Origin of the sequence: Acinetobacter sp. BSP-28 (genome assembly GCF_044130285.1) — a bacterium.
Lineage (GTDB): Bacteria > Pseudomonadota > Gammaproteobacteria > Pseudomonadales > Moraxellaceae > Acinetobacter.
The window spans coordinates 41,146-55,907 of record NZ_JBIQOB010000011.1 but is presented as its reverse complement, the minus strand read 5'-3'; the positions used below and the strand labels follow the sequence as shown (position 1 = coordinate 55,907).

Annotated in this window: 13 protein-coding genes; 9 read left to right on the top strand and 4 right to left on the bottom strand. The window is 44.5% G+C overall.

Features of this window, described 5'->3' with window-relative positions:
* The first annotated feature begins 513 nt into the window (after positions 1 to 513).
* From ACE01R_RS09825 to ACE01R_RS09800, 6 genes are all read left to right on the top strand, one after another.
* Positions 514 to 2,334, top strand: coding sequence for a DEAD/DEAH box helicase (locus tag ACE01R_RS09825; protein WP_395550826.1), 1,821 nt, complete (start codon positions 514 to 516; stop codon positions 2,332 to 2,334).
* Positions 2,335 to 2,737: 403 nt separating this feature from the next.
* Entirely contained in the window at positions 2,738 to 3,556 is an 819-nt protein-coding gene (locus tag ACE01R_RS09820; protein WP_395550825.1) for an ABC transporter ATP-binding protein, read from the top strand.
* A complete protein-coding gene (gene mlaE / locus ACE01R_RS09815) occupies positions 3,553 to 4,332 on the top strand; it encodes a lipid asymmetry maintenance ABC transporter permease subunit MlaE (RefSeq protein WP_092820732.1) in 780 nt (259 codons plus the stop codon). Before ACE01R_RS09820 ends, mlaE begins: the two co-directional genes overlap by 4 nt.
* Positions 4,332 to 5,003: an outer membrane lipid asymmetry maintenance protein MlaD gene (locus ACE01R_RS09810; protein ID WP_395550824.1), complete on the top strand. Its 672-nt coding sequence runs from the start codon at positions 4,332 to 4,334 to the stop codon at positions 5,001 to 5,003. The genes mlaE and ACE01R_RS09810 overlap by 1 nt, the downstream gene beginning before the upstream one ends.
* Positions 5,004 to 5,021: 18 nt before the next feature.
* Positions 5,022 to 5,648, top strand: coding sequence for a phospholipid-binding protein MlaC (locus ACE01R_RS09805; protein ID WP_395550823.1), 627 nt, complete (start codon positions 5,022 to 5,024; stop codon positions 5,646 to 5,648).
* 16 nt (positions 5,649 to 5,664) lie between these two features.
* Positions 5,665 to 5,955, top strand: a complete 291-nt coding sequence (locus tag ACE01R_RS09800; protein ID WP_395550822.1) for a lipid asymmetry maintenance protein MlaB — start codon at positions 5,665 to 5,667, stop codon at positions 5,953 to 5,955.
* Positions 5,956 to 6,063: 108 nt separating this feature from the next.
* Here ACE01R_RS09800 and ACE01R_RS09795 read toward each other — a convergent pair whose 3' ends face one another.
* On the bottom strand, positions 6,064 to 7,077 hold the full coding sequence (locus tag ACE01R_RS09795; RefSeq protein WP_395550821.1) for a CorA family divalent cation transporter: 1,014 nt from the start codon (positions 7,075 to 7,077) through the stop codon (positions 6,064 to 6,066).
* A 152-nt stretch (positions 7,078 to 7,229) separates the two neighbouring features.
* Here ACE01R_RS09795 and ACE01R_RS09790 point away from each other — a divergent pair, with 152 nt between their 5' ends.
* Positions 7,230 to 7,823, top strand: a complete 594-nt coding sequence (locus ACE01R_RS09790; RefSeq protein ID WP_395550820.1) for a TIGR00730 family Rossman fold protein — start codon at positions 7,230 to 7,232, stop codon at positions 7,821 to 7,823.
* Between the two features lie 2 nt (positions 7,824 to 7,825).
* Positions 7,826 to 8,233, top strand: coding sequence for an NUDIX domain-containing protein (locus tag ACE01R_RS09785; RefSeq protein WP_395550819.1), 408 nt, complete (start codon positions 7,826 to 7,828; stop codon positions 8,231 to 8,233).
* 85 nt (positions 8,234 to 8,318) lie between these two features.
* Here ACE01R_RS09785 and ACE01R_RS09780 read toward each other — a convergent pair whose 3' ends face one another.
* Positions 8,319 to 8,951 (bottom strand): ComF family protein, encoded by a 633-nt coding sequence (locus tag ACE01R_RS09780; protein WP_395550818.1) that lies wholly within the window; start codon positions 8,949 to 8,951, stop codon positions 8,319 to 8,321.
* 150 nt (positions 8,952 to 9,101) lie between these two features.
* A complete protein-coding gene (gene recG, locus ACE01R_RS09775) occupies positions 9,102 to 11,147 on the bottom strand; it encodes an ATP-dependent DNA helicase RecG (RefSeq protein WP_395550817.1) in 2,046 nt (681 codons plus the stop codon).
* Between the two features lie 35 nt (positions 11,148 to 11,182).
* Between recG and ACE01R_RS09770 the strand changes: the two genes are divergently transcribed.
* The gene (locus ACE01R_RS09770; RefSeq protein WP_395550816.1) at positions 11,183 to 11,983 is read left to right on the top strand and encodes an SDR family NAD(P)-dependent oxidoreductase; all 801 of its coding nucleotides are present in this window, start codon (positions 11,183 to 11,185) and stop codon (positions 11,981 to 11,983) included.
* A gap of 136 nt (positions 11,984 to 12,119) precedes the next feature.
* Here ACE01R_RS09770 and plsB read toward each other — a convergent pair whose 3' ends face one another.
* The gene (gene plsB, locus ACE01R_RS09765) at positions 12,120 to 14,696 is read right to left on the bottom strand and encodes a glycerol-3-phosphate 1-O-acyltransferase PlsB (protein WP_395550815.1); all 2,577 of its coding nucleotides are present in this window, start codon (positions 14,694 to 14,696) and stop codon (positions 12,120 to 12,122) included.
* Between the last annotated feature and the right edge of the window lie 66 nt (positions 14,697 to 14,762).

The window sequence follows — 14,762 nt, the reverse complement described above, 5'->3', positions numbered from 1 at the left end:
AAAAGCTCTCCTTGCGAGGGCTTTTTTTATGTTTGAATGAAATTGATGAGTTAGTAAAAATGCTTGTTGATCCATATTTGAACGTATTTTATCAGCAGTAAAGGGTTACAATATTGGTTGTTTGAAAATCAAACAAAATTGAGTTGTAAAATAGACTGTTACTGAAAAAAACAGTATCCATGCATAATTTGATCGAAAAAAATGATTACTTTTTAAAATGATTCTGTTATCATGCCGCCACGCACTTAAATTTCCGTTCTTTACCTGAACATTATCTTCTAATCATTGTATGCGCGTCCTGTCCATAGAGAGGACATATCCTTCGCGCCCCAATCGCTTAAGCGATTCCTTCAGGTTTGCGGCCGTAATCATGCGTGCGTTATATCCACATCGTCGTTATTCGGATCGCTGCTGAATCCTTATTTTTTCAGCTCTAATTGCTGTGCCGCTTTTTGCCGATGTCCATATTGTAATTTATTAAATGGAGCACCCATTTCAGGGTGAATACTCTCTATGAGCAAAACTTTTGCTGATTTTTCCCTCGATGAGTCATTAACACAGGCTCTTGAAGGTTTAGGCTTTACTACGCCAACTCCTGTACAAGAACAAGCGATTCCTGCTGCACTTGAAGGTAAAGACCTTTTAGTATCAAGCCAAACGGGTTCTGGTAAAACAGCTGCATTCTTGCTTCCAACTTTGAATGCGCTTGCAAATCAAGACACTTTCGTACCGTTTAAAGAACGTATGAAAGCAATTACTCAACCATCTATTTTGGTAATTTCTCCGACTCGTGAGCTTGCACAACAGGTATGTCAGGATGCGATTGCATTCGTTCGTCATATGAAAGGTGTTCGTGTAGCTGCGATCATGGGTGGTATGCCTTTTGGTAAACAAATCCAACAATTAAAAGGCGCACAAGTCGTTGTAGCGACTCCAGGCCGTTTACTTGACTTGGTTAACCGTCGTCAAATTAAACTCGACAAAGTTGATTCGTTAATTGTCGATGAAGCTGACCGTATGCTTGACCTAGGTTTCTCTGAAGACCTGGAAGCAATTGGTGATTTGGCTGCGAACCGTAAGCAAACACTTATGTTCTCTGCAACTTTTGCACCACGTATCATTACTCTTGCTGAACGCATGATGAATGATCCACGGCGTATTTCGATTGAAACTGGTCACTCTACAAATACTGATATTACTCAGACTTTGCATTGGACTGATGGTTTTGAGCACAAGAAAAAGCTTCTTACTCACTGGTTGAATGAAGAAGACGTTGATCAAGCAGTCGTATTCGCATCTACTCAAGAAGATACAGATATGTTGGCTGAAGAGCTTGCTGAAGCAGGTTTATCAGTTGTTGCGCTTCACGGTGCGATGCCACAAACGGTTCGTAACCGTCGTTTACGTAGCATCCGTGAAGGTCGTGCTAAGATTCTAGTTGCAACTGACGTTGCTGCTCGTGGTCTTGACGTACCAACAATCTCTCACGTAATCAACTTCGGTCTTCCAATGAAGAACGAAGATTATGTCCACCGTATTGGTCGTACCGGTCGTGCTGGTCGTACAGGTAAAGCAATTACACTTGCAACTTACCGTGAACGCGGCAAGATCCGTGCTTTAGAAGACTTCCTGGAAGCGCGTTTAAACGTTTCTGAAATTGAAGGTCTTGAGCCATCTCCACCTCCTGCACGTGGTAGCCGTGATGGCGCTGGACGTGGCCGTGGCGGTCGTCGTGACGGCGGTCGTGGTGGTTTCGGTGGCGGTCGCCGTTTTGAAGGCGAAAGCAACTTCAAACGTCGCGAAGGCGGTGATGATCGTCCACGTCGTAGCTATGATGACAAACCTCGTGGTGATCGTCCTTCATTCGGTGGTGAAGATCGTCCACGTCGTGAATTCAATAACGATCGTCCACGTCGTGAAGGCGGTTTCGGTGATCGTCCACAACGCAGCTTTGGTGGTGAAGACCGTCCACGTCGCGAATATAATGGCGACCGTCCACAACGTAGCTTCGGCGGTGAAGATCGTCCACGTCGTGAATTTAATGGCGACCGTCCACAACGTTCTTTTGATGACCGTCCGAAGCGTGATTTCGGTGATCGTCCAGCTCCACGTCGTGAAGGTGGTTTTGGCGACCGTCCTCGTTCTAACGATGACAACCGTGGTAACCGCGTAGACTATAAACCAGCTCGTGAAGGTGGTGATCGTCCACGTCGCGAATTCAATGGTGACCGTCCACAACGCAGCTTCGGTGATCGTCCACAACGTTCGTTTGGTGATGACCGTCCTAAACGTAGTTTTGGTGAAGATCGCCCGCGTCGCAAATTTAACGACTAATAACGTTAGATTTGGATAGTAAAAAACCGGTGGAAACACCGGTTTTTTTATGGGAGTAATCTTTGATCTTATTTGATAAAAATGTATACTAAGTCATAGTTTGTTTTAATTCTGTTAAATATGAATAATGAATCTAATGATTACGTTTGGAATTTTAATCAAGAGGTGATTATGCCTTATATTGGTTTGATTTTATTGTTATGCAATATTGCGTACTATATCTATAATTCTGTTTTGTAACACAGCGTCCTATTTTTGGCGCTCTATTTTTAGACTTATTCAAACTATAATTAAAAAAATTAAAAATAATGGTAATCCGGTTGCTTTTTATCTAAAGGTAACATTTTAAATCTGAATCCTTTATAGTATGCATGCTGAAAAAAATGCAGGAAAACCCTCAGCTATGAATAATCAAATACCTCAACAAGCTCAATCTTGGATTGAAGTCAATGATTTGAGCTTTAAACGAGGGAAACGTGTCATTTTCGATAATGTCAGTTTAAAAATTCGGCGTGGTCAGATTACCGCGATTATGGGACCTTCAGGTACAGGAAAAACGACTTTGCTCCGCTTGATTGGTGGCCAATTGGCACCAGAGCACGGTGAAATTCTATTGGACGGCAAAAGTATTGCACATATGTCGCGCCAGGAATTATTTGCTGCACGTGCACGTATGGGCATGCTGTTTCAAAGTGGTGCCTTGTTTACCGATATGAGCGTCTATGAAAATGTGGCTTTTCCATTGCGTGCGCATACCCAGCTTTCTGAACATCTGATTGCCGAGCTGGTGGCACTTAAACTGGAATCGGTAGGCTTGCGCGGTACTGAAAAGCTCATGCCTGCAGAGCTGTCAGGCGGGATGAACCGTCGTGTGGCCCTGGCGCGTGCAATTGCGCTAGATCCGGAACTGATCATGTATGATGAACCTTTTGCGGGCCAAGACCCAATTGTAAAAGGCGTACTTACGCGTTTAATTCGTACCCTGCGTGAAGCTCTGGATTTAACCACGATTATTGTGTCGCATGATGTGGGGGAAACCTTATCGATTGCCGATTACATCTATATTATTGCTGAGGGTGTGATTCAGGGGGAGGGAACGCCTGCTGAATTAAAACAGCATGAATCGGCATTTGTCCGTCAGTTCTTAACCGGTGCTGCCGAAGGTCCTGTCGATTATCAATTTAGCCATAAGGCTTATTTAAGTGATGAGGTGCATTCATGAATGCTATTGCCTCATTAGGTAAGCGCGTCATTGAACGTGTGCAGGGTATTGGTGTGGCAACCCAGATGTTGCTGCAAATCCTGTTTTCCATGCCGACCTGGCTTGGGGTCAAACTGTTTATTTACCAAATGTACCGTGTTGGCGTGATGTCTTTACTGATTATTGCCGTATCGGGTTTATTTATTGGTTTGGTATTGGGCTTACAAGGCTATTCTATTTTGGTCAATATCGGCTCAGAAGCTATGTTGGGCACCATGGTGTCTTTAACTTTATTAAGAGAGTTGGCTCCTGTGGTAGCGGCATTACTGTTTGCAGGGCGTGCCGGTTCGGCTTTAACGGCTGAAATTGGCTTGATGAAAGCGACAGAGCAGCTGGCCAGTATGGAAATGATTGGGGTCGACCCACTCAAACGTATCGTTTCACCGCGTTTATGGGCAGGGATTGTCAGTCTGCCGATGTTATCGATCATTTTTGGTGCCATTGGCATCATGGGCGGTAAAATGGTGGGTGTCGATTTTTTAGGGGTAGATGAAGGTTCCTTCTGGAGTGGCATGCAAAATAGCGTGCAGTTCTATAAAGATATTTTCAACGGCACCATTATTAAAAGCCTGGTTTTTGCATTGCTTTGTACCTGGATTGCGGTATATCAAGGCTATGCCTGTGTGCCTACATCAGAGGGGATTGCGACATCGACTACCCGAACAGTGGTGTATTCCTCATTATGTGTTTTAGGTTCTGATTTTGTGTTGACTGCGGTCATGTTTGGAGGTGTTTAATGAAATCACGTGCAAGTGAGCTGGCCGTAGGTATTTTTGTCATTATTACAGGTATTGCATTATTTTTTCTGGCTATGAAAGTGAGTGGCTTGGTAGGGACGAACCTGCGTGATAGCTATAGCATGACGGCAAGTTTTGATAATGTGAATGGTCTAAAACCGCGTGCCAAAGTTACCATGAGTGGCGTGACTATTGGTCGTGTTACCGATATTACCCTTGATCCGGTATCACGTTTGGCAACAGTGCATTTTGACCTGGATGGAAAGTTAACTTCTTTCAATCAAGAGCAGCTGAAAAAAGTGAAAGCCAATGCTTTAGAAGAATTGCGCTATAGCACAGAATACAGCGAAGCAGATCCTGTGAAACAAAAAGAAATGGAAAAGCAACTCACCGATAACATGAACTCCATCACCAGTATCGATGAAGATGCTTACATTATGGTTGCGACCAATGGTTTATTGGGTGAAAAATATTTGAAAGTGGTACCAGGCGGTGGCTTGAACTATATCAAACGTGGTGAAAGCATTCCCAATACCCAAGGTACTATGGATCTTGAAGATCTGATCAGTAAATTCATTACTGGCGGTGCGGGCAAGTCATCAGCTAAAGCGGCAGAAGAAAAAACATCAACTGAATCGACAGAAGATGCGCAAACTTCATTTGTTGAATAATTTTGAGAGGAGAATTTAGTGAATACCTTACTTAAACATACACTTAGCATAAGTGTTTTATCAACAATGATGGCAAGTTCTGCTTTTGCACAACCCACTGAAACGCCACCAGCTTTTGTGAAAAAAGTAGCAGATGGTCTGATTAGCCGTTTAAAAGCAGATCAGGGAAAATTGCAAAACAATCCTGCTGCAGTGAAAGCGATTGTGCGTCAAAACCTGGATCCTTATATTGATTCACAAGCCTTTACCCGTCTGGTGATGGGAACCTATGCTACAAATCAGTACAGTACGGCTGCTCAGCGTGCCAAGTTTGAACACAATTTCCGTGAAACTTTAATCGAGAATTACGGTACAGCTTTTGCTAAATATACCAACCAGACTTATAGCCTGCGTCCATATAAAGAAACCAATAGCAAAAACCCTGTGGTTACGATTGATTTCAACAATAAGGGTGAAAAAACCCCAGTATCTTTCCAGTTGGTGGATAAAGGCAATCAATGGAAAGTACGTAATATCAATGTGGCTGGTATTGATTTAGGTTTACAGTTCCGTAATCAGTTTGCTGCAACGGTAAAACGTAATGGTGGCAATATCGATAAAGCGATTGCGAACTTTGAACCAGATGCATCTATAGATAAAAAATAACCGAGAAGGGTGTTCAGTGATTCAATTCATTCATCAGGAATTGCAGGTTTCTGGCAAAATAGATTATGTAAATGCTGAAAGCTATTACCAGCAAGGCTTGAAACTGATTCAAGCACAGAATCAGTTTCCTGTGGTGGTCAATCTGGCACAGCTGGAACAGAGCAGTACGCTGGCACTGGCGGTACTGGTGCGCTGGTTACGTCAGACACCGAAAGCTCAGGGTTTGCAGTTTAAAGCAGTACCTGAGAAGATGATGAAAATCATTCAGGCCTGTCACTTGCAAGATGATCTGCAGCTGATTGCCTAAACATATAAAAAAGCACCGTAAGGTGCTTTTTTATTGTCTGCAAATAGGCATTTATCAAATCCGGAGCGTTTCTTGCGCTTCGCTTTGAAGCAGTGCTTCAAAGCTCGCTTAAATCCATTTCCGCCAGCGGAAATAGGCCAGTGGTCCAATAAAGAAAGCCACTAAAATAACGCTGACCATAATAAAGCTGGTGGTTCCTCGGGCAAAAGGCAGCACATCGGTATTCATGCCATAGACACTGGCAACCAGCATCGGCGGTGCAAGCATACTTGGCAAGATCGAGAATCGACGGATGGTATCGTTCTGTTCGGTATTAATGAATCCGGAGGTGGTATCGAGCAAGAATCGAACCTTCTGGAACAGGAAGGCATCATGTTCTACCAAAGACCGAACGTCTTCGCTGAGTTCTCGAATATCAGCATCGTAAATATGACTGCCTAAAGCACGTGGACGGGACAGGAAAGTCAGGACACGACGTAAATCAATTAAACACAACTGGGCTTTTCCAAGCATGTCTTCTAATTGTGCCAAACGGGTAATCATGTCATCCAGATCGAGAATCTGTTCACGATGACGGTTATTCAGTACTTCTGTGGAATACTTTTCCAGATCTTTGTGGATATCTTCCAGGATATCCGCAAGCTCATCCAGCTTGGCTTCCAGTAACCCCAATAAAACCCAAGTCGGATCTTTATAGTCAATTTCATAGTCATTGCGACGGGCACGGGCACGAAAGGCACGGAATGCCACCAGTTTTTCACCGCGCAGGGTAAACAGGTGTTCTTTATGCAGAATAAAAGCCACCGTTTGTACGGTTGCTAGAATGCTTGAATCGTCATCAGTTTCGCCATCGACCTGAAAATTTTTATTTTTAGTTAAAAAGTAGGTGCTGATATGTAAAATACCGTCATCATCACGGTAAAATCGTGCCGATGATGAAATATCTTCCAAGGATTTTAGTGTGGGTAAATTTTGTTCATAAGCATCCAATACCCATTGTTGTTCTTCTTGTGATGGGGCAATGAGGTCAATCCACACTAAATCCGGGTGAAGATCAAAACCACCATTAATGGTGGCATCTTCAAGGCTACCGCGCTCTGTGGCGTAAAAGGCTTCAAGCATGCTGTCTTTTCTCCCTTGCGCAGTATGGATTAATTGATGGGTGTATTTTAGACAAGGAATTGAATAAAAACACTGATTCAAGCGCTTTTTTATTAAAAAATCTCCTGAAAATTTACTTTATTAGTATGACATCTTCAAAACATGGTGAAAAAATGACGAAATCAATCGCAATTTTTTGCGGCTCTTCTATTGGGACGGATTCCATTTTTTTAGACACCGCGCAAAAAATGGGGCAGACCATCGCCGAACAAGGTAAAACACTGGTCTATGGTGGCGGTCGTTCTGGCTTGATGGGAGTAGTGGCTGATAGTGCTTTACAAGCTGGCGGCAAAGTCATTGGTGTCATTCCAGGTGTATTGGTAGATCGTGAGCTGGCTCATCCGCATTTAACCGAATTGCATGTGGTGGCCAATATGCATGAACGCAAAACCAAGATGTCGGAACTGTCTGATGCCTTTATTGCATTACCTGGCGGTGCCGGGACGCTGGAAGAGATTTTTGAGCAATGGACTTGGGCACAATTGGGCATTCATTTAAAACCCTGTGCATTTCTAAATGTGGCCGGTTTTTATGATGATTTACTCAAGTTTATTCAGTTTACGACAGTAAAAGGTTTTACTCATCCACGCTTTGCGGACAGTATTATTGCATCTGACTCCATTGAAGAAATTTTGCAGCGATTTGATGCTTTTCAGGCACCACAACCGAAATGGGGCATAGCCGATCAGCAAGCATTGGTGAAATAAAGATGAAAGTGATTACAGTGGCGGCAGCCATTATTTTAAATGATCAACAGCAACTTTTAGTGGTGCGTAAACGCAATACTTCCTGCTTTATGCAGGTGGGTGGAAAGCTGGAACCCAATGAACCACCTGAAAACACCATGCTGCGTGAAATTCAGGAAGAAATTGGTTGCCAGGCCTCAATTGAACAGTTTATCGGACGTTTTGAAACCGCCACCGCTAATGAGCCAGATCATCAGCTGGTGAGCTATCTTTATCATGTGACTTTAGATCACGCCCCGAAAATTGATGCTGAAATTGCCGAGATGAAGTGGGTTGATTTAGATGATCAGCGTACTCAACTTGCGCCGCTGACCACTGAAATTGTCATGCCTTGGGTGAAGCGGTTTTTAGCAGAAAGCGTTCTGTCCTGATTGATAAATCATTCTTTCGCTCAAGAATGAGAATCCGCTTCCGCAAGGGAATAAAGGGGAATCAGTAGGGTTTCCTTTCCTATCGTTAAATCTTTGCACTCGCAATACAGGCTGCATAAATCTTTTGACAGCCTAATGCTTCAAGTTTTTGTTTTAAGGCATGCAAGGAACTGCCTGTAGTGACCACATCATCCAGCATCAGCACTTTACGGTAACGGACTTTGGGATTTGCTGTGATCACGAATTGCTGTTCAATCTGGTCAAGCCGTTCGACACGGCTCAAACCTTTTTGCGAGTGTTGAGCCAATCGTGCAACGGGTTGCCATACTGGAATATTCAGATGTTTTGCCAAAATCTTTGCAACCACCAAAGACTGATTATAGCCGCGTTCTGCCAAACGTTGACTGGAAATGGGCATTGGCACTATGGCCTGAATTTTGGGAAGTCGGAGTTCGATCAGTGAGCCAGCAAGCAGGTTTTGAAAATGCAGCTGTTGTTCATATTTGTATTTTTGAATAATACGGTCCACCGGATAGGCATAATGAAAGGCCACCTGAATATCCATTTCCTGTCGTTGAATGGTCTGTTTAAACCAAGGTAATTGCTGCCAGCAATCTGTACAGAGTGAATGATATTGTTGTCGGTCTATACCACAAAGTACGCATGGAGAAAGGCTTTGGATTGCTTTGTGAAGTAAGGGATTGATCAATTGCAGCATGTTTTCTTCTTCTTTTTATTTAACATTTATTTTGCACAGTTTGGCGTTAGCTTCAAGAACGGCAGCATCCATGCTGCTGACACTATAATAAATACCTGACTTGAGCTGTTATTTTATATGTCTTATCAAATCTATTTTTGAAATCATGCTCTAAACATAGGCATAGCGTGGCGCTTCAGGTAACCAGCGTTTCAGTAAAGCCTCTGCATTTTTAGGATAATCTTTGAGAATTTGCTGCGCGACATAATGCGCCTGATTCAGCAAATGATCGTCACGTTCTAACTTGGCCACGCGAAAGCCCATGTCACCGGTTTGTTTTGTGCCGAGTAACTCGCCCGGACCGCGAATTTCCAGATCCTTTTCTGCAATGATAAAACCGTCATTGGTTTCACGCATAATCCGCAGCCGTTCCTGGCCATTTTGCGAAAGCGGATTTTTATATAGCAGGGCACAGAAACTGGCAGTTGCACCTCGACCGACACGACCACGTAGCTGATGCAGCTGTGAAAGTCCCAGACGTTCAGCATTTTCAATCACCATGATGGAGGCATTTGGTACATCCACACCGACTTCAATCACTGTGGTGGCAATCAGGAGTTGTAATTGATTGTCTTTAAATTGCTGCATCACGGCCTGCTTTTCATCGGCTTTCATTTTGCCATGCACCAGACCGATGTTGAGCTGTGGAAAGCGTTCTTTAATTTCTTGGAAAGTTGCTTCTGCTGCTTGAGCATCCAGCGTTTCCGACTGTTCTACTAGAGTACACACCCAATAAGCTTGTTTGCCTTCGCTGCAATTGGTAGCAATACGCTGTAGTACTTCCTCACGGCGGTCCAAAGGAATGGTGACGGTCTGAATTGGGGTACGGCCTGGCGGAAGTTCGTCAATCACCGAGGTGTCCAGGTCGCCATAAGCTGACATGGCGAGTGTGCGCGGAATCGGGGTAGCAGTCATCACCAGTTGATGCGGCGTCATGTTGTGGGCACCTTTGTTGCGCAGTGCCAGACGCTGATCGACCCCAAAGCGATGCTGCTCATCAATAATCACCAGACCGAGTTTGCTGAATTCGACATTTTCCTGAAACAGGGCATGGGTACCCACCACCAGATTGGCAGTGCCTTGTTTAATGGTTTGCTCTGCAGCTGCGCGAGCCTTGCCTTTTTGCTTGCCTGAAAGCCAGGATACATTCAGTCCTAGTGGTTCAAACCATTTTTTAAAGTTCAGATAATGCTGTTCGGCCAGAATTTCCGTCGGTGCCATCAACGCCACTTGCCAACCCTCTTCCAGCGCATGACAGGCGGCAACCCCAGCCACCAGGGTTTTACCGGCACCCACATCACCCTGAACCAGACGCAGCATCGGCTTGTTCTGTTTTAAGTCCTGCATAATTTCTTTAGAGACCCGTTTTTGTGCACCGGTCATTTCAAAAGGCAAGCCAGCCAATAACTGCTTGGCAAAATTTTTACTTGGGCTAAAAGAAGGGGCTGCAATCTGCTGAATATAGGCACGTCGTGATAGTAGACTAATCTGATGTGCCACCAGTTCTTCAAAAATCAGTCGCTGCTGGGCCGGATGAGAACCTTGCGCCAGCTGTAGCATATTGGCATTCAGTGGCGGTTCATGAATATATTCAAGTGCCTGTTTCAGTGCATAACCGTTGGTGAATTTTTCCGGCAATAATTCGGGTAGGTCATCACTATGCTGCTTCAATGCCTGTTTGACATATTCACGTAGCTTGGGCTGAGTTAAGCCTTCGGTCGCTGGATAAATGGCGGTGAGCTGGGTTTTAGGTAAGGGCGTATGTTCGGTAATCAACTGAATTTCAGGATGATACAGTTCCAGACCACGTGCACCGACACGCACTTCACCAAAGATGCGTAGCTGATTGCCGACTTTGGCACGATCGGTCAGGGCTTTATAGACATGGTAAAAACGCAAGGTGACTTTGCCGAAATCATCCTGTAGCTGTACAGCCATGGATTTGCGTTTGCCGGGTGGAAAATCGATCCCTTTAACAATACCTTCCAGCAAATAACTGCGCCCCACGACCAATTGGTTCATGGGGATGATCGTGCTACGATCTTCATAATCACGTGGTAGATGAAACAGCAAATCATCTGTCGTAAAAATATTCAGTTTTTCCAGTAATGCAGCAGAGGCAGTTCCTACCCCTTGTAATTGATGGACTGCAGCCATTTGCCCTCAACTTGAGTTAAATCATCAGGTGCTTAATGCATATATTATTTATAGGTTATGGTAAAACATCTACCCGGGTTGCTAAACAATTATTTCAGCAAGGGCACCAAATTACCACAATCAGCCAAAGTCCGAAAATCGATCACTATGCGACTCATCTGATTCAGGATGTGCATCAGCTGAATTTAACGCATCTTCTACCCATAGATTGGGTCTATGTTTTATTGTCACCGTCACAAAGTACTGTGGAAGGCTATCAACAGACTTATGTCGATTCGGTTGCTCCGATTGGTCAAGCCTTAAAGTCCCATCCAGTGCAAAAAATTGTGGTGGTGTCGTCAACTCGGGTTTATGGTGAAAATGCGGGTGAGCGGATTGATGATGAATCTGTTATTCAACCTGTGGATGAGCAGGGTAGATTACTCTGGAAGATGGAGCAGCTCTATCAGCAGGCTTTCCCGAATCAATGCATCATCATTCGTCCGACTGGGATTTATGGCACATCTGTGGCGAGGATGATCAAGCTGGCCAAAACGATTCAAAGCTATCCTCAAATTCACTGGTCTAACCGGATTCATATTGATGATCTGGCGCGCTTCCTGGCACAATTGATTCACGTGGAACATCCAGAACCGTCCTATATTGTCACGAATAATCAGCCTCTGCCTTTACATGAAGTGATTCAGTGGTTTCAGAGGCAAATGAATTTGCCTGAACTGGTTGTAGATAGTCAAACGGAAACGGGTAAACGGATCTTTGCTACACGGATGAGGAAAAGTGGATTTCAGCTAGAGCATGAGGATTGTTTTGGGGATTATAAAAAGTTATTAGCCTAAAAAGTTCCCTCTCCTTTTAGGAGAGGGTTAGGGAGAGGTGGTTTTTTTAAATCATCAAATATTGAGCTTTAATTCACCCTCATCCCAACCTTCTCCCTGAGCCATATATGGTGCAAGAGAAGGAGCTTAAAGAAAACTATTTCTTCTTCCGTTTTAAACGACGTTTCGCCTGTTGCGCTGCAACGGCATCCAAAGCTTCTTTTAACTCTTCATCGCTGAAGGCGGTAATGTGCTGAAGCATCTGCAAAGTCACATCATCCAGCACCAGGTTGGCATACTGAGCCACGTTCTGGAAGTTCTCATCAAACACAATGGCATTATCTTCATTGTTACGAATATAACCTTGCTGAGTCAGCACTTTAATAAAACTCTGGAACAGCGATTTATCAAAGAACTCCGGTGAGTTGAACTCATACAGTACCGACAAACGTTGACCAACCAGATGACTCAGCTCTTCCACCTGACGGGTAGAGATATTGCCTGAACCACGCTGGGTGATTAAAGCCAGGGTCATGTAGTAACGTTCCAGACTCTGCATCACAGGGGCAGCAAGCACCACCAGCTGGTTGTGATCTTCCGTGTTTGGTGCAGGGGAAAGCAGGTTGCCCTCGCTATCTTCAGCAATCAGTTTGGCCTGAATCAGGGCTTCTGCATAAGCACAAATCTGATCCTTCAGCTCTTCATCTTTCCATTTCAGGAACAATTCCGCTTTTAGGAATGGATAAAGCGTGCGAATCACATTGATCAAATCACCACGGCGAATTGAACCGTTATGTTCTACCAGTGCAGCAATCAGCGATGGCAACACAAAGGCATGCAAAATGTTATTGCGGAAATAAGTCAACAATACCGCCTGATTATCTTCAATGGCAATAATATCGCCTAAGACGTGCTTCACGCGTTTAATCAGTTTCAGTTTCAAACCGTAGGCAATAATTTCCTTGCCTGAAAGCGGTGTCACCTGAGTACGTGCGTCATAAGGCAATGCAGTCAATAACTTACGGTAGGCATCCAGTTGCTTGATGCAGATTTCTTCATCCAGCGTATGTTTAGGCGTAGCCAATAGAATTAGCGAAAGCAGCGATACCGGATTGATTACCACGGCACGGTTAATGTTTTCCAGAATCGCATGCGCAGCACTGTTTACTGTATCAGACACTTCTTGCGGAATCGGATCATCATTCTTGGCAATTTTAATATTTTCCGCACCATGCTGTTTCAGCATGTCATCGAGGAATACCGGCTCACCAAAGTTCACATGCACCTGGCCAAAGATACGTTCGATTTTGCGCAGGGTTTTTACAATCCCCATGATCGATTCGGACTCTTTGTCTTTACCGTTCATTTCGCCGACATAAGTAGCACCTTCCATCAGGCGTTCGTAGCCAATATACGTCGGTACAAACACGATCGGTTTAGAACGACCACGTAAATGTCCGTGAACGGTCATGGCCAGCATGCCGGTTTTGGCTGGCAGTAAACGTCCTGTGCGCGAACGGCCGCCTTCAATAAAGTATTCCAGGGGCGTGTTACGGGACAGAATATTGAAAAGATATTCTTTAAAGACAGTAGTATATAGACCATTACCGCGGAAAGTACGGCGAATAAAGAATGCACCGCCACCACGCAATAATTGTCCGACAAAAGGCATGTTTAAATTATCACCCGCGGCAATGTACGGTACCATCATGCCGCGTTTGTAAATCACATAAGACAGTAATAAATAGTCGATGTGACTGCGGTGGCAGGGGGTATAGATAATCTCGTAGTCTTTGGCCAGTTCACGCACGGTACTGAAGTTATGCACTTCAACGCCGTCATAGAGCTGGGTCCATAAACGGGTCAGCGCCATATCGGCAAAACGCACGGCTGAATGTGAATAGTCAGATACGATTTCGTTTAAATAACCAATGGCACGACGTTCAGCTTCAATCATGCTGATTTTGCCACGGATGCTTTCACGGCGGATGGCATCCTGAACATCGCTGGCTTTGATCAATGAATGCATCACATTGCGACGGTCTGAAAGATCCGGGCCAAGTACGACTTCACGCTGACCATCTAAATAGTTGTTTAATTTATTGAGGATATAAGTCGCAGGTGACAGGTTCGGATGCGTCTGTTTGGCAAATTCGATCAGTTGGCGTAAAGACTGGCCTTGATGGAATTCCAGATAAGATTGACGACCATGCAGGCCAATATTCACCAACTGCTTAACAGTACCTGGCGTTGCCCAGGTATCGGTAAATAGCAGTTTCAGCCATGAATCTTCCTTGTCTGGCGAACGTCCCCACAATACGGTAACCGGAATCAGCTCAATATCAACCTGAGGGTGATGTTCCAGAATGTCGATCAGACGCAATAAGCGCGGAGGAAAGGCATGTGGCGGGGGATTGAGTAAATTGTTTTCATCATGATGCTGCAAGAACAGCACAGATGCTTTTTCCTTGTGATCACCCACCACCAGCGGATCTAATGCTGGTGACAGTTTCAGACGGCGCGTTTCACCATCAACAATTAGCGCATTACTACGCGAGTAATTTTGTAATACATAGCACACCACTTTTTGCTGAACGGGTTGCTCTGTCTGGGGATTTACTTCTGTAGTTGTCGGTTCAGTAGGAACCTCACCAAGAACATGTGGGGTTACCACCAGGTCAAGCAGCTTACTGGAAAGCTGACGATAGATTTGACCAAAGCCACTCTTGGACATACATACTCCTACTTAAATGACCGAAACCACAGATTTTCTGAGGGGGAACAGTTTTGCATCATTGTA